This is a genomic window from bacterium, from assembly GCA_040755755.1.
Taxonomy (GTDB): domain Bacteria; phylum SZUA-182; class SZUA-182; order DTGQ01; family DTGQ01; genus DTGQ01.
The window spans coordinates 127,758-149,775 of sequence record JBFLZW010000018.1; the positions used below are offsets into that span (position 1 = coordinate 127,758).

The following is a 22,018-nucleotide window of genomic DNA, read 5'->3' on the forward strand; positions in this document are numbered from 1 at the left end:
TTAAACAGCCTTCTGGATTTTTCCGCCGCGAATACACCGGGTGCAGACATTCAGCCTCCGGGCGGCACCGTTTACCAGCACCCTGATTTTCTGGATATTGGGAAGCCATCGCCGGTTTGTTTTATTATGGGCATGACTTACGGTGTGGCCGAATTGTGAACCCTTGCCGCAGATGTCGCATCTTCTGGACATTGATCGATTCTCCTCTTTTTATAACTTCCGGATAACTTTATGATAGATTCTTCCACCAGGAAAATGTATAATAACACACGCTTTGATAAAGCGCAATTATTATCTCCGGTTATATTGGCATTTTATATCAAATCATTCTCTTTGGCTGATAGCTCAATGACAACTCTCGGGATGACAGCTCAATGACAAAAGAGCACGAGATTTCACGAAAGCATTTACTTTTGCTTTTCCTTTACGGAGTAATTATCTTCGGTGTTTTTTGCCTGGTCCTCTTCCCCAAGGAAAGGATCATCCGTCAGGCCCTTTACCGTGTTTCCGAGCGGTCAAGCTATCTTCTTTCAGCCAAAGAGCTTCTGGTCGCTTTCCCGGGTCAGGTGGAGCTGAAAAATTTAACCATCACCAAAAAAGACTCCAGGGCCGAGGCCGAAGGCTTCCCTCATTTTCAGATTGACACGGTCCGGATAAAACCAAAGTATAGTCAGCTTTTTCTCAAGAAACTGGCCCTCCTTTTCGATCTCGAGCTTTACCAGGGGAAGTGCAGCGGAGTAACCAGTTTTGATCTCCTGCAACCTCATTATCTCAAGGAACTTGATTGCCTTGGCCAGGGGATACAACTGGCCAGCCTGAAGCAAATCCGTGAACTGTTAAACATCCATATCAACGGGCAACTTTCCGGCAAGGCCAAATTACACCTGGACAAAAACGACATCGAGACCCTGTCGGGTGATTACAGCTTCGAGGTTGCGCCGGGAGATATTCAGATCATGAGTTTTCCAGGCTTCAGTTTCCGTCAAATCAACGGGCAGGGCAGCCTGAGCCACGGCAAAATCAGAATCCGGTCAATGCGCATTCAAGGGGACGATCTCCAGGCCCAGATCACCGGAGACCTCCAGCTTGATAAAAACATTGCCCGAAGCTTCCTCAAAGTCAAGGTCAACCTGAAGATCAGCCAGGAAATGAAAGAGAAACTGGGGCCTCTGGCCAACTTTTTACCACCACAGCAGGACCGGGAGGGAATTCAACTGACGATCCGGGGAAATCTGAATAATTTGTCCTTCCTGCCGACTTAGGAAATGGAGAAGGAGTTATGAACAAAGATGCAGAAAATGAAGTACCTCAGCTTCCCTCACTTTTTTATCTGGAAAAATTTTATACCCTTGGGCTCATGACTCACCGAATCGCCCATGAAATCAATAATTCCATTCAGGGTATCCTGCTGCTGCTCAATTTCCTGGAAACCGATTATTCCCAGGACGAGAATATCGCGCTTCTCAGCCAGGAGATTCATGAAATAAAAAGGTTTATCCATTCAATCCTCAGCTATGTCAGAGCAACCAGGCCGGATTTTGAGCCGATGGACCTTGCCGCCCTCATCCGCGAAACGATAAATCTTCTTCAGGGTCTGACCGGAGACCAAGCCTTTGCCGGAATCATTGCCCACTATCCTCCATCCGGGCCGCTGATGGTCAAAGGAAACTTTTACTGTCTTCAACTGGCTTTGCTCAGCCTTCTTCTCCTGTGCGGCCAGCGGCAGCAGGCAGGCTGTCAGAACCTGTCACCGATCGAGGTTGATGCATCACCTGCCCCCTCCGGACAGAAACATACCATTCAAATACGCTTCCCCGGCCGTCTGGTCTCAAATGAAAACCTGTCATTGCCTGCCGATGCAGGTGAGCCGAGATTCAGTCTGGTACAGAGAATCCTTCACCTGCACCAGGGAGAGTTTCAAACTCTCGATGAGAGCGGCGGGAATTCATGCTTCATTATTACCCTTCCCGCAGCAGGATGTCAGGAGTAATGCTATCCGCGCTGTCGCGAGAATGGTTTTTATCCTGCACCATGAGAATCCATTAGAGAGATAAACAATATTACCCGGCAGTATCTTACGATAAGGAGTTTCGATATGAAAGTTCTCATCAGCGACAAACTATCCAAGAAAGGAATCGAGTTATTTCAACAGGAAGAGGGAATCGAGGTTGATGTCAAAGTCGGGATGCCTCCCCAGGAGTTGCTCTCCTGCATCGGCGCTTATGATGCCCTGGTGGTTCGCAGTGAAACCAAAGTCACCGCCGAGGTCCTGGCCGCTGCCAAAAATCTGAAAGTCATTGGCCGGGCAGGAAGCGGCGTGGACAACATCGATGTACCCGAGGCTTCCAAGCGGGGCATCATCGTCATGAACACTCCGGGAGGAAACAGCGTGACTACGGCCGAACATGCCATCTCGCTCCTTCTCTCCCTGGTGAGAAACATCCCCCAGGCCACTGCCTCCATGAGGGAAGGAAAATGGGAGAAGAAAAAGTTCATGGGCATCGAGGTCACGGAAAAGACTCTGGGCATTGTCGGTCTGGGGAAAATCGGGGCCGAAGTGGCCAAACGGGCCAAGGGCCTGCTCATGAACGTGATTGCCTACGATCCCTATATTTCGGAAGAGGCAGCCCGCAAGCTCCAGGTGGAACTGGTGGATCTTGAGGGCATCTTCACCAGATCCGACATCATCACCATCCATGTACCCAAAAATGCTGAAACCGCATACATGATCAACCAGGAAACCATTCAAAAGATGAAGAACGGGGTCCGGATCATCAACTGCGCCCGCGGAGGACTGGTGGATGAAAAAGCGCTGGCAGAAGCGCTGAAAAGCGGCAAAGTGGCCGGAGCCGCCCTGGATGTTTTCGAGCAGGAGCCCCCGCCGGCCGATAACCCCCTGCTGGGCCTGCCCAATGTAGTCTGCACCCCTCACCTTGGCGCTTCCACCGAAGAGGCTCAGGATAAAGTGGCGGTGGCTATCGCTGAACAGATGGTTGACTATCTGAAAAACGGCACTATCCGCAATGCCGTCAATACTCCCTCTATCCCCCAGGAGGTCCTGAGCGGAATCAAGCCCTATGTCAGCCTGGCGGAAAAAATGAGCAGCCTGCTGTCCCAGATAAGTGATGGCCGGATGCAGAAGTTTACCGTCAGCTTCCACGGCGAGGTCCTGAATTACGATGTGGCACCCATCACCGTGGCTGCCCTCATGGGCCTGCTCAAGCCCATTCTCCAGGAGACGGTGAATTATGTGAACGCTCCGGTTCTGGCCAGGGAACGGGAAATCAATGTCGAGGAAATCAAGGAGACCGCTCCCGGCGATTTCACCAACCTGATCACCCTGACCCTGGTCACCGACAAGGGAGTCAATACGATTTCAGGAACCCTGTTCGGCAAGGCAAACCCCCGCATCGTTAAAATCAACGGATTCACCGTGGAGCTTATGCTGACCGAGAAAATGCTGGTCTTTTCAAATATCGATAAACCCGGTGTCATCGGCGACATCGGAAGCCTGCTTGGCCAGGCAGGCATCAATATCTCCGGCATGCAGTTTGGCCGGGAAAAACCTGGCGGCAGAGCTATTTCGGTCCTCAACATCGATAACCATGTGGACCAGGATATGCTGCAAAAGTTCAAAGAACTGCCCAACGTAGTCGCAGTCAAGCTGATCAGCTTGTAAAGACGGTGGGCAGTTATCAGTGGACAGTGGGCAGTAAAGACAGTTGTCAGTTATCAGGAGAAACTTTAAATGTAGGGTGGGGCTGCTTTGTTGCCCCACCAGATACCGCACGCGACCTCTTGGTTGAGCCTAACTGGCCGCGAATTTCCCGCGTCGTGTAGGCTGATAGCTTCATTGAAAGAAAGCAGGACAAATTACGAAGGCGGGGCAGCAATGTTCCGCCTTCGTGATAATATAGGTTAGGTTATTACCAATAACCCATCGAAATGACAAAAGAACAATCGGAGGGATAAAGTGAAAACATATAATTTCAAGGTGGTAATCGAGCCCGATGACGATCAGTGGCATGCCTACTGTCCTGCTTTAAAAAAGCAGGGCGCCTCTACTGGGGAAATACACCGGAAGAGGCTGTTAAACATATTCGTGAAGTTGTACAAATGATTATTGATGAGCTCATTGAAGATGGAGAAATGATACCTGAAGGGCCTCAAGGTGAGGTAGAAGTTCTTTCTGAACCGTGGGTAGGGGTAACTGTTACTGTGTCTTCCATGGTTAATTATGTTTTTCTCCGGAGAGTTGTGCGCAGGCTTTGCGTGCCTGCCGTATCTGGAAATCATTTCCGATATCACAAAAATTCAATATGGTTTTGCATATCACCAGTATCTAAGACATGATATATAGGCATCAATCCCCGTATTATGTCACCAATTGGCATTTGTTGCCGGGCATAAACAATACCAGCGTGATTGACACCTTGAGCATGCAAGCGCAAAAAGTCATCATCCTGGGTAAAAACAACTCTACATTGATTTTTAGCTAATGCCAAATGCTCCATGTCAGTTGCACCCAACATTTTGGCCTTTTGAGGTGTTAATACATCAATGCCACGACGCAATAACCCAGCTACCACTGCCGGATGGACATGTTCATCAGTATAAAATTTAATTCTTTCGCTCATTTATCTTCTGTAGAACTTTTGATGGTGTTTTTTGGCGTAATTCTTCTACAAATGCCTCGCTCTCTTTAATTGCTTCATCAATCTCGGTTCTATGATCATAATAATAAGCTAAAGCGGCATAGACGTCGGCTAAAGATAAATTATATGCGTTTGCTATTTCATCAGCACTCTGCCCCATCCACTCATGCCAAATGACAATATTTTGTACAGTAATACGGTGACCAAAAATACAAGGCTTCCCACCGGCTATGTCTGCACTTATTTCAATATGCTGATCTAAAGTTTTTATTGCCATGCGATCTCCTTAACTGAAGCGATATAACCATTCTCTCTCCCCTCCCTAATTTCTCTCCCCAAAGGGGAGGAGAAGGCTGGCAGGGCTGGCTATTTCAACTCCCCCTAACTTATTGATTCCCACCCTACATTTGCTCTATAAAAACCACGCCAGGTTAGCTCTTCAACTTTAATAGCTTACTCCCATGAATGAGGGTTGGGGTGAGGGGGGCGTCGTTGAACCAAACCGGCCGGGTAATTCCCGCGTCGTGTACTTAGCACACCCCTCTTGAGAGTACCCGCCCATTCTTATACTCTTCAATATAATGCCGACTGGGTAGAGAGGTCAAGAGAAACATTGCCTATGAGATATGAATGAAGATACTTTCCGCAGAGTAAAATCGGGCATACCTGCCCTTAAATCCCGGCTCCCGGCTTCGACAGAAGGAGAGCATGACTGAGAGGGATGTGCAGTGACTCCTCTGGCCGCAGGCCGCTGCCTTCGGCAATTGATACCGACTTTTCAAAAGCTTCCTTTCTGACATGCCACTTCGGCTCGGCAAACAACACCCTTCCCCCCGGCCGTAATGCGGCATACACTTCCGAAAAAAAACCAGCGGGGTTCTTGACTTCATGAACAACGGCAAATGCAAAGGCAAAATCGATCTGCCCGCCAAGGTCATCGATTCCCAGTGATTCCGGTCCGCATGTCCGGGTCCTGATGCGGCTGAGCAATCCGAGACACCTCGCCCTGCGGCGAAGAACAGCAAGCATCTTCTCCTGCAGGTCAACGCAGATGACCTGGCCTTCGGTTCCGGCGAGTTGAGCCATTGGAAGGCTGAAAAAGCCCATTGCGCATCCGATGTCCAGGACCTTCATGCCGGTGCGGATATAGGGCATGAGAATCTTATGCGGGTCCTGCAAAAGCTTTCTTGCCGGACTTGCCAGAAGATAGCCGATCCATACCGGACATGCATGCTCAGCCATAGAACCTCCTGTTTTCTTGGGCTTACACCGATTTCGTGTTCTTGTCCTCTTCGCTTTGCTTTAAAGGAAGTGTAACGATAAATGTCGAGCCCTCACCCGGCGTACTTCTGGCCGTAATGGTCCCGCCATGACGTTCGGTTATTTTCCGGCAGATGGCAAGCCCCATTCCCATTCCCTCGGACTGGCTCCGGCCCTGCAATCTCTGGAAGGGACGGAATATCCGGTCGAGATACCGCTCTTCAAACCCCATGCCGTTATCTTCCACAAAAATATGGCACAAAGTATCTTCGGTATATCCGGTGATCTTTATTACCGGCTTCTCGTGCTTTTGTCCATACTTTAAGGCGTTACCGATGAGATTCTGAAAGAGCTGCCGCATCTGGTTCGGATTGACCTCGATCATGGGAAGTTGACCGATTTCCAGGCAGGCTCCTGCCTGCTCGATGACAAGACTCAGGTCACTGGCCGCATCCTTTGCAACTTCAGTTAAATCAGTCAGTTGAGCTGGTTTCTGGCTTCTTCCCACCCGGGAATAGTCAAGAAGCGCCCCGATCAGATTATTCATTCGCTCTGCCGACCTGGTCATCCGGTCCAGGTAATCCTGGCCCTCCTCTCCCAGGGCATTTCCATAGCCGGTTTTCAGCAATTCCCCGAAGGTCGTGATTTTCCGCAGGGGCTCCTTGAGATCATGCGAGGCAACGAAGGCGAATTCCTGAAGCTCTTTATTCGCCTGCTCAAGTTTTGCTGCATTAGCCCTAAGTTCCTGATTCGCTCTTTCCAGTTCCGCAGTGCGCTCCTGCACCCGTATTTCCAGCTCGTTCCGGTACCGGCAGATCTCTTCCATGGCCTTCTCGCGCTCTGTTACGTCACGGAAGACCAGAATCACACCGATAGTGTTCCCTTTGTCATCCGTAATGGGTGCAGCGCTGTCGTCTATCAGTATTTCCGCCCCATCCCTGGCTATGAGGAGGGTATGATTGGCCAGCCCTACGATGGTGCCATCACGCATTACCCTGGTAACCGGGTTCTCGACGGGCTGGCGCGTGTCCTTGTTAACGACGTTGAATACCTCGGTCAACCGATGATGGAGGATTTCATTCAGCTTCCAGCCTGTCAGATTTTCGGCAATGACATTCATGAATGTTACCAGGCCCTCTCGATCAGTGGCGATCACAGCATCTCCGATGCTCTTGAGCGTTGTTGCCAGCCACTTTTCGCTCTCTTTTAATTTCCTTTCCATCTTGTGCTTGTACAGGGCCATGTCGATCGTTATGTGCAGTTCCCTTTCCTTGAAGGGCTTGAGTATGTAGCCGTATGGCTCTGTTATCTTTGCACGCTGCAGGGTATCTGCGTCCGCATAAGCGGTAAGGTATATAACCGGAACATCAAAGCTGGCCTGGATCTGCCCGGCGGCCGTAATACCATCGATTCCACCCTGGAGCATGATATCCATTAACACCAGATCAGGATGTATCTTTTCCGCCTTTTGGACAGCTTCTTCTCCGGAAAAAGCAATCTCAGGGGCCGGATACCCCAGACTGATCAATCTATGCTGTATATCAAGGGCTTCAATGCCTTCGTCTTCAACAATCAATATCTTTGCCTCAGACATTGTATCAGATTCCTTTCTTGTTTCGTAACTACTCAGGCACAAAGTTACCTTTCCCCCTTTGTGCCTGAGTAGTTACCTTATTTCATTGTCTCAAAGGTAATAGCAAATTCTGCTCCGCCTCCCCCCGCACCAGGACGACCGATATGAACCGTGCCCCTGAGCTGTTTTACCAGTACATTCACCAGTCTCAGTCCCAGTGATTCACTCTTCTGGATTTCGATGCCTTCCGGCAGGCCCACGCCATTGTCGCTGACAGTCAGGGTGACTCTTTTGCCGCCTGTCCGGCGAAGGTCAATGCGGATTTCGCCTATTCCCTCTTCCCGCCGCCTGCCAGCCGGGAAGGCGTATTTCAGCGAATTCGAGACCAGCTCGTTGATGATCAGGGCGCAGGGAATTACCGCATCGATGCCGAGCGGGATGTTCTCGACCTGGATGTTCGATCGTATGCCCCTCTCACTTACTCCATAGGAGGTGAACAGGCTGGCTGTAAGGCTTCGGATATACTCGGCAAGGTCGATTCTTACCAGCGATTCCGACTGGTACAGTTTTTCATGGATGAGGGCCATAGTGTAAATCCGGTTCTGGCTCTCCTTGAACGTCTCGATAGCCTCCTTATCCTTGACATACGGCAACTGAAGGTTGAGCATACTGTAGACGATCTGGAGGTTGTTCTTGACGCGGTGGTGTATTTCCTTCAGCAGTGTCTCCTTTTCATGCAGGATCGTTCGCAGGTGTGCCTCACCGACGCGCAATTCTTCGTTGGCGGCCGCAAGCTGGGCTGTACGTTCGGTAACGCGCTGTTCGAGCTCCCGGTTGAGCTTTTGAATTTCTTCCTCCGCCTTTCTGCGCTCGGTGATGTCGATATTCATCTCCAGAATAAGGGGAGAACCGTCAATATCGGTAAACGGAAAGTTGTAGACATCGATAATACTCCCCCCGTCAGGGATAGTGACTTCCCAGTGATGGGGCCGACCGGTTTTCAGGACAGTGTACGCCTCGCAGAACCCGCACGGCGCCGGGAGCCCAAAACAGTATTCATGGCAATGGCGGTCGGATAACTCGCCGAATTTCTCGCGGAAGCTTCTATTTGCAAAGATGACGCGACGATCCGGTGTCAGCAGGCAGATCATCACCGGCAGGGTTTCCAGAACGTCAAAAAGCCGCTGCCGCTCCGCTCTCGCAGATTCCTCCGCCTTTTTGCGCTCGGTAATGTCGATGCCCACCTCCATGATGAGAGTGGAGCCGTCCACGTCGGTGAAGGGGAAGTCGGAAATATCATAAATACGTCCGTCCGGGCCGGTCCATTCCCACGTATGAGGCGACAGGGTTTTCATGACGTTATAGGTTTCGCAGGTCTCGCAGGGCTCGGTGCGCCCAAACAGATACTCGAAACATCGCCGCCCGTGGGACTCGCCGAAACGCTCGCGGAAGAAGCGATTGGCAAAAGCTACATGATAATCCGGCGTGAGCAGCACCAGGTAAGCCGGCAGCATTTCAAGGACATCATTGAACCGCTTCCGTTCCGCATTCACGGCTTCCTCTGCCCGCTTGCGCACGGTAATTTCGGTCTGTAATTCCTCGTTGGTTCTTACCAGAGCCTGCGTCCGCTCCTGCACCCGGTGCTCCAGGGTCTCGGTCAGATGCTGAAGCTCCAGGGTCCGCTGCCGCACCAGCTCTTCGAGGTGATCGCGGTGTTTCTTCAGTTCGATTTCAGTACGCTTGCGAATGGTGACATCCTGGAGAGCGAAAACCAGGACCTCGACTTCACCGCCCTCGTCCAGCAGGGGTGTCAGGGTCCAGTCCCAGTAGGTCACGCCCCATTCCGGGTGATCGGGGTAGACAAACGGCCGGGCAGTGACCTCGAAGGGCTGCCGGGTCCGCACCACATTCTCGAAGATTTCCTGAGCGTCGGAGGGGTAGAACTCGAAATGATTGTGGCCGGGAAAATCGTTCACGTCCCTCTGGCAGGCCCTGGCGTAAGCCTCGTTGACCCGGATGAAATTGAAGTCGCGGTCCAGGAAAACCAGCGGGGTGATGACATGCTGGAAGAAGGCTTCCAGATACCGGGACTGTTTCACCAGGGATTGGTGGGCAGCCTGCAATTGGGCCGTGCGCTCGACGACACGCTGCCCCAATTCCTCCTTGGCCTTTTGGAGGGCTTCTTCAGCCCGCTTGCGCTCTTCCACCTCTTTGCTTAATGCATCCCGCGAAACCGTGGTATCCCGCAGTTGTTCCGTCATGAGGTCAAAAGCGCGGGAGAGTTCTCCGATTTCGTTGTCTGCTGCTATATTGACACGATGGTTCAGGTTGCCCGTCGCAATGATCCTGGTTCCTGTGCGGAGTGCTGCGAGCGATGTACCGATATTTCTCATCAGCCGGATCAGGACAATGGTGAGAGGTAGGATTGTGATAACGATCAGGAAGAAGATCAGCGCACTGATGTTCCTTTGGGTCTTGGCTATATCATTATCGATCAGGTTTTTCAGACGCAGGGTGTCTGACAACACGTCACGGGCCCTGATCACGATCTGGCCTGCCAGCAGATCCTCCGTCTCCCTGGTCAAGGCGGCATTCTTTGCTGAACCGGCGTGCCCGGAGGTGGAGACCAGTTTGAGGAATATGTCTTTCATCGATTCGCTATTCCGGCGAATACTGTCTAAAAGCTGCTGCTGTTCCCTGGTGCTGAACCTGGTGGCGGTAATGAGTTTTGTTACCGAATCGTGCACTGCCAGGAACTGCAATCTCGGACGGTCTTCATGGTGAAGCACATAGTCCAGGGCGAGACTGTTAAGCTCACTCGTGTGGTCCACGATCTGCCGGGCTTTTTCATCTTTCTCCAGGGAACCCTTCAACATCTGGCAGGAGAAATAGGATGCCAGGCCGATAACAAGCGCCATGAGCGCGGGTATCAATGCAGCAAGCTTTAATTTCGTAATAATTTTCATATTCTTACTCTTATTCCTACCTGCCGGCGATTCTGACAGCCTCGGGCTGTATTGCTTTCAAACCGCCGGTATAAATAAAATCCATAAAATCGGGAGGTCTTCGGGTGCTTGTGGCATCTCTCCTGATTATCCATCGTGCCTGCTCTTCCAGGCTCAATATCAGGCTCTGGTCCAGGGCCGCGGGAAAGGTATAGTTCTTCCATTCCCTGGCAAAAAGAGCGCTCTCCATACCGATGTGCTTCAAGCTGATAGCAGGTTTCGGGAGAATGGCAAAGAAGGTGATGGCATGACCTTGCGTAATCTGAAAGTATAATATCACGTCGCTAGAAGTAATCGGAGATAGTTTAGCATAATCAGATAATTTTTCAAATAGGTACACCGGAAAATTGCTTGTTTTTTAACTAAGTTGGTTATATAATGACTTGACAATGTGATTATATGTTTCTTCATCTTTCATGAAAAATATAAGTATATAATATCAATTTATCAATATACCCAAAAATTGTGCAATACAATAAAATGGGTGCAGTAATGCAATAAAATGGAAAATCATCCAGGGATATCAGGGATAGATGCCGTCAGGGAAATTCAGTGGGGTGCTCATCTGTGCCAATTTTACCAAACCATAGAGGACCTGGTCGATATCCTTGTGCCAAATTTTAAATCCGGCATAGAAAGGCGGGAATGCTGCCTCTGGCATATCGCTGAGCCTCTCAATGGGCAGGAAGCCCTGGAAGCAATCAGGAAAATCTGGCCGGATTTCGACGAATACGTAACCAGAGGCCAGATAAAGATTATCCCCCCTGGCCAGTGCTACCGGGAAACGAAGGAGACTGACCACCCACAGGCATCATCCAATGCAATGAATCCAATGACCACGCTGTGCAGCTATCCTCTCGACAGATGCGGAGTGGCCGAGACGGTCGATATTGTCAGCCGTCACCAGTCGGCCTTTATCAAACGGGCTGGACAATGGGAGCTGATCGAAAATTCCGGGGGACTGAGCCATAGACCCGAATCCCGACCTGCCCCCCGCATGCATGGACCTTCCGCCCGCATGCCCGCATCCCCCGCACCTGACATGCCGGTCAATGATACGCTCGATGCTCCGGTCATGGCTGACACCAGACTCAGGCAGACAGAGAAGTCCCTGTCCGCTGCCTCTCTCTATACCCGCAGCAGCCTGATCGAGGCAAGCCTCGATCCTCTGGTAACCATCAGTGCAGACGGAAAGATCATGGATGTCAACAAGGCCACGGAGCTGGTTACCGGACGGTCCCGCGAGCAGCTCATCGGAAGTGATTTTTCCAAACTGAGGCGGGCCGAGAAAAAACTGAAGATGTATATGGCGAAACTTGAGAAAAGCAATCAGGAGCTTCAGGACTTCGCCTTTACGGCTTCCCATGACCTTCAGGAGCCGCTCTGTAAGATCCAGGCTTTTGGAAATCAGTTAAAAATCAAATACTTCGATATTTTTGGAGATGAAGGCCGGGACTATCTGGAGAGAATGCAGAGCGCGGCGAACCGGATGCAGGCCCTTATCCGGGCTCTGCTCGGCTACTCCAGGGTTACCACCAAGGCCGAACCTTTCTCCACCATTAATTTAACCGGCCTGATTCAGGAAGTAATGGCTGACCTGGAAACCAGGGTGAGAGAAACCGGCGGCAGGGTAGAGATCGAGAAACTGGCAGACCTGGAAGCGGATCCCAATCAAATGCGCCAGCTCTTCCAGAACCTTATCAGTAATGCCCTGAAATTCCACGGTGAGGAAAAACCCCTTATCAGGATTTGCGGGCAGATGGACCCTTCAACTTCCCATTATCTGATTTATGTCCAGGATAATGGCATCGGTTTTGACGAAAAATACCTCGATTGCATCTTTATGCCCTTCCAGCGGCTGCATGGCCGCAGCAGCAGCTATGAAGGGACGGGGATGGGGCTGGCCATTTGCAGGAAGATCGTGGAGCGCCACAACGGTAAAATCACTGCCAGAAGCGCGCCGGGAAAAGGATCGACCTTTATTGTCACTCTGCCGGTAAAACAGCTCAAAGAGGAAGAGGGATAACGAAGAAGGGGTATGATGAAAAATAAAATTGAGAGTATTTCAATATTGATGGCTGACGATGATCAGGATGATTGCCTTCTGGTAAAAAATGCCTTTGCCGCCAACCGGATCGCTAACAGCCTTCACTTTGTCGAGGATGGCGAAGAGCTGATGGACTACCTGTATCGGCGCGGGAATTATAGCGATATAGCCGCTTTTCCCTTACCGGCATTGATTCTGCTTGACCTGAATATGCCAAAAAAAGATGGCCGTGAAGCATTACGGGAGATAAAAGCCGACCCCAATTTAAGGAGTATCCCGGTCATTATCCTGACCACCTCCGAACGGGAGGAAGAGATCTTTCGCAGCTATGACATGGGCGCCAATTCATTCATTACCAAACCGGTAACCTTCCAGGGACTGGTGGAGGCCATGAAGGCCCTGAGCCGATACTGGTTTGAGATTGTGGAATTGCCAAGCAGGAGAGAAGAATAAGTATGGACACTTTTCCTGTCATTCATGTTTTACTTATCGAAGACGATGAAGACGATTATATCCTCATAAAAGAGATGCTGACCAGCATTCCGGGCAGACAATATGACCTTGAATGGATCCCGACCTATGAGGCTGCTCTGGCTGCCATGCTGGAGAACAGGCACGATGTCTATCTCCTCGACTACCGGCTCGGCCAGCGTACCGGACTTGAGCTTATGCAGGAAGCGGCAAAGCAGGACTGCTGCCGCAGCCCGGTCATATTTCTCACCGGTCACGGCGGCTATGAGATCGATATGGAAGTGATGAAGGTAGGAGCAGCGGATTACCTCACCAAAGGAGAGTTTACTTCCTCGCTCCTCGAACGTTCCATCCGGTATGCTCTTGAGCGGAAGAAAACCGAAGAGCTTTTGATACGGAACGAGAAGGAATTACAAAAGCTGGAACGGCTTGAATCTTTGGGCACTCTGGCTGGCGGTATCGCTCATGATTTTAATAACGTTCTAACAGCCATTGTCGGCAATCTCTCCCTGGCTAAATTCTTTGTAGCCCCGGAAAACAAGGCATTTGAACTGATGGCTCAGATGGAAAAATCACTTTCCCGGGCCAAGGGCCTGACGCAGCAGTTGCTAACCTTTGCCAAGGGCGGTGCACCGATAAAGAAGCTTGCTCCAATCTCCGAATTAATCCAGGATACAACTACCTTTGCCTTGAGAGGCTCGAACGTAAGAAGCGAATTTCTGATGCCGGATGATCTCTGGCCGGTCGAGATTGACGAGGGACAGATCAGTCAGGTTATTCATAACCTGGTCATTAATGCCAAACAGGCTATGCCCGGCGGGGGGGTAATACGAATTTGTGCTGAAAACCTATTCATCGAAGCGCAGGATATCATCCCTACTGCTATCCCATTGAAGGAGGGGCGATATCTCAGGATATCGCTGCACGATGAAGGCATCGGCATTCCCCCGGAGAATCTTGCACATGTCTTTGATCCCTATTTTACGACCAAGCAGGAAGGGAACGGCCTGGGATTAGCGGTAGTATTCTCAATTATTAAACGGCATGAAGGGTACATCACTGCCGAATCCCGGGAGGGAATTGGAACAGCCTTTCATATTTATCTTCCAGCCTCCGGAAAAGAGTTTTTCGAAGTAGAAGCGATTGAAGAGGAAAGGCTCCATTTTTGCGAAGGCAGAGTGCTGGTTATGGATGATCAGGAAAATGTCAGACAGATTACCGGTGATTTACTCAATTATCTTGGCTATCAGGTCGAATTCTCGATTGATGGAAATGAAGCTATTGAGCTCTTTAAAAAAGCCTGTGAGGCAGGGAACCCTTTTGATGCGGTTATCCTGGACCTGACCATACCTGGCGGCATCGGCGGCAAGGAGGTTATTCAGGAGCTGCGGAAGATAGATCCGGGGGTGAAAGCCATTGTCTCAAGCGGGTATTCCAATGATCCTATCATGGCTGATTACCGGCAATACGGATTCAGTGAAGTGATTACCAAGCCGTATAGTATCGAAGAATTCAGCAAAACGCTGAGCAGGATCAGAGAAATATAGGCTGGAGAAAAACCCGGCAGTTAAGAAAAAAATCCTCAACCATGCACCGCAGAGCGTGCACTCGCCATTAAAAGCCTCAATCCCGCTGCTTATACTGTAAAGGACAAAGACAAAAAGCAAAGGACACCACTGAGACACACCGGACACAGAGGTGATAGAGGTAAGTCCGGCAGAAAGGCGTGGAAGCGAGAGCGCTGGTCCGTTCATTCTTTGCCATTCCCGCAAGGCCTGTTCCCGCAGGCATTACTTTGAGCTGGATTAATCTGAGACAGGAGCATTTCCTTTAATCCGGCTCCATCCTGCAAGGCCATATACTGGGCCACTCCCTGGTCAACGATGGAGTTGACCAGATTCTTCCCCTGAAATTCCGGACAGAACGTCGATTTGGGGATGGTGGAATACATGCTCTTCAGGAGCGCCTGAAAGAATATGGAGGCAAATTCGGTGCAAACCTGCTCAAGCTCAAGTCGTGTTGGCTGTGCCGGTTGTGCAGGCTGTTGTGCTGTGGGGGAGTTATATAATTTCCAGCTCAGCATGCAGTGCTCCCGTAGCTCTGATGGATTGCAGAATGGCGATCAGGTCCCTGGAGCTGACGCCGATGGCATTCAGTGCCCTGACCAATTCGCCGACCGTGGTATTGGCAGGAAGTGGAATCAATTTTCCCCGCTCCTCCTGAACGGTAACGTCTGTTTGAGGAACTTTCTGGGTTTTTCCGTCTGAAAGCGGCAGGGGCTGCGAAACTTCCTGAGTTTCCCTGATTTCGATGCTCAGATTGCCGTGGGAGATAGCCACACTCGAAATTTTGACATTTTCGCCAACCACTACTGTGCCGGTGCGCTCGTTGATCACTACCCTGGCCTGATTGTCCGGCTCGACCTCGAATTCCTGAATGGTCGCCACCAGCTCAACCAGGCTGGTTTGAAACTGGGGAGGGATAAGCAGACTGATGCTTCGGGGATCCTGGGCATGGGCAATCTTCATCTTCAGAGATGAATTGATTGTCTGGGCAATTCTGGCTGCAGTGATAAAATCCGCCCGCTCCATAGTCATCAGCAGGGGTTTCCGGACATCGAGGGTGAAGGGGATTTCGCGCTCGATCAAGGCACCTTGCGGAATTCTGGCTACGGTGGGATGGTTTTTCTGGACCCCTCCCCCGGCAGATCCTCCGGCGGCAAACCCTCCTACCGACAACGGCCCCTGGGCAACGGCATAGACCTTGTCATCCACTCCTTTGAGCGGCGTCAACAGCAGCGTGCCTCCCTGAAGGCTGGTGGCATCGCCGAGAGATGAAATGGTCACATCGATCCGCTCTCCCGTGCGGGCAAAGGGAGGCAGGGCAGCCGTAACAACCACCGCAGCCACGTTCTTGACCTTCAACTCACCGGGGTCAACCGATACCCCCAGTTTTCTCAGCATATTGGACAGGGAATTGATCGTAAATCTGGTACCTCCTTTATCCCCGGTCCCATTCAGGCCGACGATCAGGCCATAGCCGATCAACTGGTTTTCCCGGACTCCCTGAATATGGACCAGATCCTTGATCCGGCTGGCCGCCTGACAGTTCCGGACGCCGCCCCCGTGCAGGTCCACGGCCAGCAGCAGACAGATGAGGGTAACGGCGGTAATAAGTACCGGCAACCCCAGCACCGTCCTGCCCTGCTTCCCTCTGTGTCTCTGTGTCTCTGTGGTTTCTTTTGCTTTTTGTTGTAATATCCTGCTCATGATTCCTCTTCCCCTCCTCCCTTCCCCCACATCCCTTCCCTCTCTCCCCCCTAAAATGGCCAGACCAGGTCAATGACCCTGCTCAGCCAGCCAGGGTGCTGCTTCTCGCTCATCACCCCTTTGCCGGTATAGGCTATCTGGGCATCAGCGATGGAGGTGGAGGATATGGTATTGTCCGGAGCGATGTCTTCCGGCCTGATAATTCCCTGAATGACAATGAGCTGTTGTTCGTTGTTGATGGTCACCTGCCTGGTTCCCCGTATGGCCAGATCGCCGTTGGGCAGAACGCGGTTGACCCGCGCGCTGAGGGTAGCGGTGACCTTGCCGCTTCGGCTGATTTCTCCGGATCCGTCGAAGGTGTTGCTGGCTGAGGCGCTCAGCAGCTTGGCCGGATCGAGGTTGGGATTGCGGCTGGCAACGGATTTTTCAAATCCCAGAAGCGAGGTGACATCCGCTGCGAGCGACGACTTTTTCCCGGTTTTGGTGCTGGCATTGCCGCTGGCGCTGGCCCTTTCCACAATATTTACGGTAACGATATCCCCCACTGCCCTGGCCCTCGGATCGGCAAAGAGATAGCCGGAAGGCGATGAATCCTTCCAGAGCGATCCGTCACTTGCCAGCGATGCTTCATCACCGGGTGCAGCGACAACGGGCGGACACTCCGCAGGCGAATCCGCGCCCTGCTGCACCGGGCCTGAACTCCGGGCAACTTTGGCACATCCCCCTGCCGCCGTCAGCAGGAAGCAGGCAATCCCCAGCGTACAAACAATACTGATAATATTAAAAAGTAACCTGTATCTGATTTTCACCAATGACTTTTCCATAAACATTCCCCTGAGAAGTCAGGTTTTCAGCCGGGATGATCTCTCCCTGGCGGCCATCAGCCCTGGCTCTCCCAAAGCCGACAATGCGAAGGTTATTGCTCTCGACCGTCATTTTGATGATTGCCCCCTTCCTGATCAACAGGGGCTGCTCGACCATTTTGAGAGTCAGCTCACTGCCTGCCCGGACCGGCTGACGGCAGGTCATGCCTACGATCCGGGTTGAATCACCGATCCCGTCAGGATCAGGGTAATCGAGGACCACGGCCTTTTGGGTCACATCGCCCGCAGTGATAATTTCACCCTTGCCAAGGTCTCTGGCTGCCACCAGAATCATGGCGTGATAGCGGATAGCGGCCAGAACCCTGATCTGCCTGAGCACCTCTCCCTTATGTTTGATCCTTACGGTATAACTTTCCTCCTGCCTGCCCGGCGGCCCGGTAAAAGGAACCTCGAATTCGATAGCTCCACCATCCCCCTCACCTCCATCATCCCCCTCCGGCACCTTCACCGGCTGGGAAAGGGAAACCCTGACCTTCTCCAGCTCGAATTCCTGGTCAGAAAATTGCTCGAAAAAGCGCTGCCGGAAAAGCCGCTCCACCTCTTCGGCGGTAATCTCCCGGTATTTTCGCTCTACCAGGCACCTGTCAGGGCCGGAAAAGGAAATTTTCAACGGATCAGGGTACTCTCTTTTGAGCTGATGAAGAATGCCCTGGGAGGTGATAATTACCGTGGAGCCTGGCAGGGGTGATTTCCCCACCTGGATGCGGCCCAGTTTTCCGGTCAGGGCTGCATCGGTCCCCTGCACGCTGGCAATATCGCCGAGCAGGACCTTTTCTTTACTCACTGCAGACCGCTCCTTGAGGAGCAGGGTCACATTCCTGCACCCCGTGCTGCCATCGGCCTGCACCGGCTGGCAGCATCCCGTTCTGCCGGGCAGCAGCAGCACCAGGCCGATCAGGGTCAGGCCGGTCATAGCCGCCAGGCTGCGCAGATTATCCTTTCCTGCCTTCCGGTTCATCATCTCTTCACATTACTGGCCAGACGCATCATTTCGTCAGCGGTCTGCATGGCCTTGGAATTGATCTCATAGGCCCTCTGGGCAACAATCATATTGACCATCTCTTCCATAATGCTGACATTGGACATCTCAAGATACCCCTGGGTAATGGTCCCCAGGCCATCCTGACCGGGTGTGCCCGTGACCGGATCACCGGAGGCGTCTGTTGCCTCGTAGAGGTTGCGGCCGATACTGCTCAGTCCGGCAGGATTCGGAAAATTGACCAGTTCGATGTTTCCCAGTTCGGTAAAGGTGCTCTGACCAGCCAGTTTGACCGAAACAAGGCCGTCAGAGCCGATGTTGACCTTTTCCGTATCAGCGGGAATGGTGATTTCGGGAGCGATAACGAATCCATCGGAAGTCACTACCCTGCCCTGGCTGTCCAGTTTCAGGGCCCCGGAGCGGGTGTAGGCCATGTCGCCGCTGGGCCTGGTGACCTGAATAAAACCATCCCCCTCAATGGCTATATCCAGTTCGTTTTCCGTTTTCTGATAATCCCCCTGCAGGAACAGCTTCTGAACAGCTACCGTCCTCGATCCCTGCCCCAGCTCAATGCCGGTAGGTACCTGGGTACCCAGTGAGGATGGTGCTCCGGCCGGCCGGAGGTTCTGATACAGCAGGTCCTGAAAATCAGCCCTGCTTCGCTTGAAGCCGGTGGTATTGACATTGGCCAGGTTATTGGAAATAACATCGATATTGAGCGTCTGGGCTTCCATGCCGGAAGCTGAAATCCAGAGAGAACGAATCATAACAAGCTCCTTCCTGTAAGATAAACCACGCCATGAGCATCATCAGCCGATTACATCCTGTTGGTTTCGGTGATAATCTTCTGGTCCATTTCATCGACAGCCTGAATGACCTTCTGGCATGACTCGTAAGTGGTGGATATTTCAATGAGTCTGGCCATCTCTTTCATCAGGTTGACGTTGGCAAGCTCAACCTGGCCCTGCTGGACCACCGCTCCCTGCGCGGGTTGCTCCCGGACACCGGGAGACTGAAGAAAGAACAGGCTTCCACTCCGGGTATCGAAGGGATAAGGACGGGGGAAAGTAGCCAGACGCAGTTTGTCCACAACCTGCCCGTCCACCTGAATCGTCCCGTCAGCAGTGATGCTGATGTCATTTCCGGTGATCCGTACAGGCCCGTTTTGTCCGAGGATCGGAAGCCCTTCCTGGGTAACCAGCCCCCCCCTGGCATCCAGAGAGAAATTTCCTTTCCGGGTATAGGCAGGTCCCTGTGCAGTCTGGACCACGAAAAAACCATCCCCCTCCAGGGCAAGGTCCAGCCTGCTGTTGGTGTTCTGCCGTGCGCCCTCGGAAAAGTCCATGCTTTTTCTGTCCACCTGGGCAACATCACCGTTGAAACCCACGCTCAGGCGGGCAGCTTTATAGCCAATGGCGTTGCTGTTCGCCATGTTCGTACTCGCTGCATCCAGCCGCTCCTGCTGAACAAGACAGCCGGCTACAGCCCGATACATTCCAATGTTCATGAGCTTACTCCCTGTAAAAGAAGTTGTCAGGTGGAAGTTATCAGTAATTTCACGACCCGTTAGGATCGGCAAAGGATGGAAGAACGATCTCCCGCAGAGACGCAGGGGCGCAGAGAATAACCGAAAATGATTTCCTCTGCGTCTCAGCGTCTCTGCGGGAGAAATACAACACTGCCGTGTCGTCTTTCCCATAAGAGCGATTGTCTTTACTGACCACTGACCACTGACCACTGACCACTATACTGACTACCGTTTCAGGTTCACCAGTTCAGTCAGGAGCTGATCAGCCGTGGTGATGGTTCGGGCATTGGCCTGAAAGGCGCGCTGCGTAATGATCATTCTCACAAACTCAGCGGCCAGGTCCACGTTCGAATTTTCCAGATTAAAAGAGGCGATGCTTCCCTTGCCTCCTGTTTTAGGTGCATTGATGACCGGCTGGCCGGACGCCGGGGTAGCCAGATAGAGATTGTTACCCACATGCATCAGGCCATTTGGATTATGGAAATCAGCCAAAGCGATGCGGGCGATATCCTCGCGCCGGCCATTGGTAATGATTCCCTGAATTACTCCATCCCTGTTGATGACAAAGCTGCTCATGGAACCTGCCTCATAGCCATCCTGGGAAAAAGAGATCGTGGAAGAAAGATCAGCGGCATGCTGAGTGGATCCTCCAAAATCGACATTGATTGTCTGCCCTCCACTCATGGTAATGGTACCTGTGCCTGGCGTAGTACTGTCCAGAACTCCAGTAGTAGTGAAGGTCAGGTCGCCGCTCTGGTTCAGTGAAGTACCCTCCTCGAAGGCATGCCACTCCCATTGATTATCGGCATCCTTGCGAAAGTAGAAGGTGAGATTGTGCCCGTCACCAAGAGAATCGTAGATTGTCAGGGATACGGTGTAGCTGGAAGTATTCGAGGGATCGGCAGGATCAAAAGCTGCACCGGATGAAACCGGATCATCGGATTTCAGATTGACTTTTATGGCCACATTTTCAGTGGCATGGGGAGAGACTGAAATATTGGAAATATTGAGGTCAGATGGAGGACTGGCCATGCCTGCGCTATCCTGCAGGTTCCACCCCTGAACAACCCGGCCTTCGGGAGTAACCAGCTTTCCGTCTTCATTAATATGGAATTGCCCGGCCCTGGTATAATATTCACCAGCCTCATCCTTGACGATAAAGTATCCGGCTCCGTCAATGGCCAAGTCCGTCAGGTTGTTGGTGGCGGTCAGAGGGCCCTGGCTCAGGACTGACGATACACCACTGACGTTGACTCCATTCCCGAATTCAAGTTTTCCAGTCTGCTGATAGAGAATGTCGGCAAATTCCGCCCGCTGGGTCTTATAGCCAGGTGTATTGGCATTGGCGATATTATTGGCGATGATGGACATGTCATTGTTATTGGCAGTTAAACCGTTGACTCCTGTCGAGAGACAATTGAGCATATCATTTCCTCCTCATGTTCATTATGGTCACAATAGTCACTTGATCTCCATGATGGTCACCGATGGTCTCCTGAGTTATCCGCTGCTGAATACCAACTACCATCCGATATCTACTCCTCTATCTACTCCTCACCGCTGTCCGCTTCCACTGCTGCCTGCTCCGGCGGCAATGCGGCGGAAGATTCCTCCTTTTCGTTTTCGCTGACTTGCAGGATTCTCGATATGGGCACAGTCTGCTCTGCCACCTTTACCGAAGGATCACCTCCTTGCGTGAAAATAACCTCCTTGACCTCGTCGATCAGATAGGGAGTCAAGCTGATTGTCTTCCCTTGACGGCTGTAAGCGGTAATTTCAACCGTATATGTCCCTTCGGGCAGATCTTTTCCTTTATCCCCCTTCCCATCCCATTCGATTGTCTGCATCCCGCTGTCCTGGGAAGGTTTCTCGATAGTCCTTACTTCACGCCCGTCTGAATCGAATATTTTGACGGTCACTCTGTTCGCACTATCGGCCAATTCGTAGTTGAGGTTAACGGTACTCTGGTCTTTCAGATAAACCTTGGTTGCATCGATCCTGGCTGTTTTTCCCAGGAGGTTGGCCAGCAGGGAATTATAGATGGAGTTTTGAGAATCGGCCAATGTCTCAAGACCCTGATTGACGTTATACATCTGCTCAAGCTGGCTGAACTGGGACAACTGAGAGACAAATTCCGTATTATCCATAGGATTTAAGGGGTCCTGGTGCTGCATCTGCGTCAGGAGAAGCTTTAAAAAGTCATCCTTGTTCAGGCTGTCAATTTTTGAAATCGTCTCGTTGGCCGACGGAGCAACCGTTGACTCGAGTAATCTGGATGCTTGCATTTCCTCATCTCCTAAAGAATTAAAGATGACCACGAAATACACGAAACACACGAAAGAGACTT

22 protein-coding genes are annotated in these 22,018 nt (G+C 51.6%); 6 read left to right on the forward strand and 16 right to left on the reverse strand.

The window, feature by feature from the left end; genetic code table 11:
• The gene (rpmB, locus tag AB1611_06685; GenBank protein MEW6379277.1) at positions 1 to 192 is read right to left on the reverse strand and encodes a 50S ribosomal protein L28; all 192 of its coding nucleotides are present in this window, start codon (positions 190 to 192) and stop codon (positions 1 to 3) included.
• Positions 193 to 374: 182 nt separating this feature from the next.
• Here rpmB and gspN point away from each other — a divergent pair, with 182 nt between their 5' ends.
• The 3 genes from gspN (at position 375) to serA (ending at position 3,679) form a co-directional block, all read left to right on the forward strand.
• On the forward strand, positions 375 to 1,262 hold the full coding sequence (gene gspN / locus AB1611_06690; protein MEW6379278.1) for a type II secretion system protein GspN: 888 nt from the start codon (positions 375 to 377) through the stop codon (positions 1,260 to 1,262).
• 17 nt (positions 1,263 to 1,279) lie between these two features.
• Positions 1,280 to 1,990, forward strand: a complete 711-nt coding sequence (locus AB1611_06695) for a hypothetical protein (protein ID MEW6379279.1) — start codon at positions 1,280 to 1,282, stop codon at positions 1,988 to 1,990.
• A gap of 105 nt (positions 1,991 to 2,095) precedes the next feature.
• A complete protein-coding gene (gene serA / locus AB1611_06700; protein MEW6379280.1) occupies positions 2,096 to 3,679 on the forward strand; it encodes a phosphoglycerate dehydrogenase in 1,584 nt (527 codons plus the stop codon).
• A gap of 625 nt (positions 3,680 to 4,304) precedes the next feature.
• On the opposite strand, the gene AB1611_06705 is transcribed toward serA, so the two are convergent.
• The 6 genes from AB1611_06705 to AB1611_06730 form a co-directional block, all read right to left on the reverse strand.
• Positions 4,305 to 4,637: a DUF5615 family PIN-like protein gene (locus tag AB1611_06705; protein MEW6379281.1), complete on the reverse strand. Its 333-nt coding sequence runs from the start codon at positions 4,635 to 4,637 to the stop codon at positions 4,305 to 4,307.
• On the reverse strand, positions 4,621 to 4,932 hold the full coding sequence (locus tag AB1611_06710; protein ID MEW6379282.1) for a DUF433 domain-containing protein: 312 nt from the start codon (positions 4,930 to 4,932) through the stop codon (positions 4,621 to 4,623). Before AB1611_06710 ends, AB1611_06705 begins: the two co-directional genes overlap by 17 nt.
• 395 nt (positions 4,933 to 5,327) lie before the next feature.
• Complete coding sequence (locus AB1611_06715; GenBank protein ID MEW6379283.1) at positions 5,328 to 5,897, reverse strand: class I SAM-dependent methyltransferase; 570 nt, start codon at positions 5,895 to 5,897, stop codon at positions 5,328 to 5,330.
• 22 nt (positions 5,898 to 5,919) lie between these two features.
• Entirely contained in the window at positions 5,920 to 7,509 is a 1,590-nt protein-coding gene (locus AB1611_06720; protein MEW6379284.1) for an ATP-binding protein, read from the reverse strand.
• A 77-nt stretch (positions 7,510 to 7,586) separates the two neighbouring features.
• Entirely contained in the window at positions 7,587 to 10,454 is a 2,868-nt protein-coding gene (locus tag AB1611_06725) for a histidine kinase dimerization/phosphoacceptor domain -containing protein (protein ID MEW6379285.1), read from the reverse strand.
• Positions 10,455 to 10,470: 16 nt separating this feature from the next.
• The gene (locus AB1611_06730) at positions 10,471 to 10,773 is read right to left on the reverse strand and encodes a hypothetical protein (protein ID MEW6379286.1); all 303 of its coding nucleotides are present in this window, start codon (positions 10,771 to 10,773) and stop codon (positions 10,471 to 10,473) included.
• A gap of 222 nt (positions 10,774 to 10,995) precedes the next feature.
• On the opposite strand from AB1611_06730, the gene AB1611_06735 reads away from it, so the two are divergent.
• The 3 genes from AB1611_06735 to AB1611_06745 are packed head-to-tail and all read left to right on the forward strand — an operon-like array spanning position 10,996 to position 14,558.
• On the forward strand, positions 10,996 to 12,519 hold the full coding sequence (locus AB1611_06735) for an ATP-binding protein (GenBank protein ID MEW6379287.1): 1,524 nt from the start codon (positions 10,996 to 10,998) through the stop codon (positions 12,517 to 12,519).
• A gap of 15 nt (positions 12,520 to 12,534) precedes the next feature.
• Positions 12,535 to 12,993 carry a response regulator gene (locus tag AB1611_06740; protein MEW6379288.1) on the forward strand — a complete coding sequence of 153 codons (459 nt, stop codon included), beginning with the start codon at positions 12,535 to 12,537 and terminating at the stop codon, positions 12,991 to 12,993.
• A 2-nt stretch (positions 12,994 to 12,995) separates the two neighbouring features.
• Positions 12,996 to 14,558: a response regulator gene (locus AB1611_06745; GenBank protein MEW6379289.1), complete on the forward strand. Its 1,563-nt coding sequence runs from the start codon at positions 12,996 to 12,998 to the stop codon at positions 14,556 to 14,558.
• 203 nt (positions 14,559 to 14,761) lie between these two features.
• Here the strand turns inward: AB1611_06745 and AB1611_06750 are convergent, their stop codons facing one another.
• The 9 genes from AB1611_06750 to AB1611_06790 all read right to left on the reverse strand — a co-directional run bounded on the left by AB1611_06750 (position 14,762) and on the right by AB1611_06790 (position 21,956).
• Complete coding sequence (locus AB1611_06750; protein MEW6379290.1) at positions 14,762 to 15,094, reverse strand: hypothetical protein; 333 nt, start codon at positions 15,092 to 15,094, stop codon at positions 14,762 to 14,764.
• The gene (locus AB1611_06755) at positions 15,072 to 16,280 is read right to left on the reverse strand and encodes a flagellar basal body P-ring protein FlgI (GenBank protein MEW6379291.1); all 1,209 of its coding nucleotides are present in this window, start codon (positions 16,278 to 16,280) and stop codon (positions 15,072 to 15,074) included. Before AB1611_06755 ends, AB1611_06750 begins: the two co-directional genes overlap by 23 nt.
• Positions 16,281 to 16,330: 50 nt before the next feature.
• Positions 16,331 to 17,104 (reverse strand): flagellar basal body L-ring protein FlgH, encoded by a 774-nt coding sequence (locus tag AB1611_06760; GenBank protein MEW6379292.1) that lies wholly within the window; start codon positions 17,102 to 17,104, stop codon positions 16,331 to 16,333.
• A complete protein-coding gene (gene flgA / locus AB1611_06765) occupies positions 17,061 to 18,125 on the reverse strand; it encodes a flagellar basal body P-ring formation chaperone FlgA (protein ID MEW6379293.1) in 1,065 nt (354 codons plus the stop codon). The genes AB1611_06760 and flgA overlap by 44 nt, the downstream gene beginning before the upstream one ends.
• Entirely contained in the window at positions 18,122 to 18,910 is a 789-nt protein-coding gene (gene flgG / locus AB1611_06770; GenBank protein ID MEW6379294.1) for a flagellar basal-body rod protein FlgG, read from the reverse strand. The genes flgA and flgG overlap by 4 nt, the downstream gene beginning before the upstream one ends.
• Positions 18,911 to 18,960: 50 nt before the next feature.
• Entirely contained in the window at positions 18,961 to 19,650 is a 690-nt protein-coding gene (locus AB1611_06775) for a flagellar hook-basal body protein (protein MEW6379295.1), read from the reverse strand.
• A 49-nt stretch (positions 19,651 to 19,699) separates the two neighbouring features.
• Positions 19,700 to 19,888, reverse strand: coding sequence for a hypothetical protein (locus tag AB1611_06780; protein ID MEW6379296.1), 189 nt, complete (start codon positions 19,886 to 19,888; stop codon positions 19,700 to 19,702).
• 8 nt (positions 19,889 to 19,896) lie between these two features.
• Entirely contained in the window at positions 19,897 to 21,096 is a 1,200-nt protein-coding gene (locus tag AB1611_06785; GenBank protein ID MEW6379297.1) for a flagellar hook protein FlgE, read from the reverse strand.
• A 122-nt stretch (positions 21,097 to 21,218) separates the two neighbouring features.
• Complete coding sequence (locus AB1611_06790) at positions 21,219 to 21,956, reverse strand: flagellar hook assembly protein FlgD (GenBank protein MEW6379298.1); 738 nt, start codon at positions 21,954 to 21,956, stop codon at positions 21,219 to 21,221.
• Positions 21,957 to 22,018: the final 62 nt, after the last annotated feature.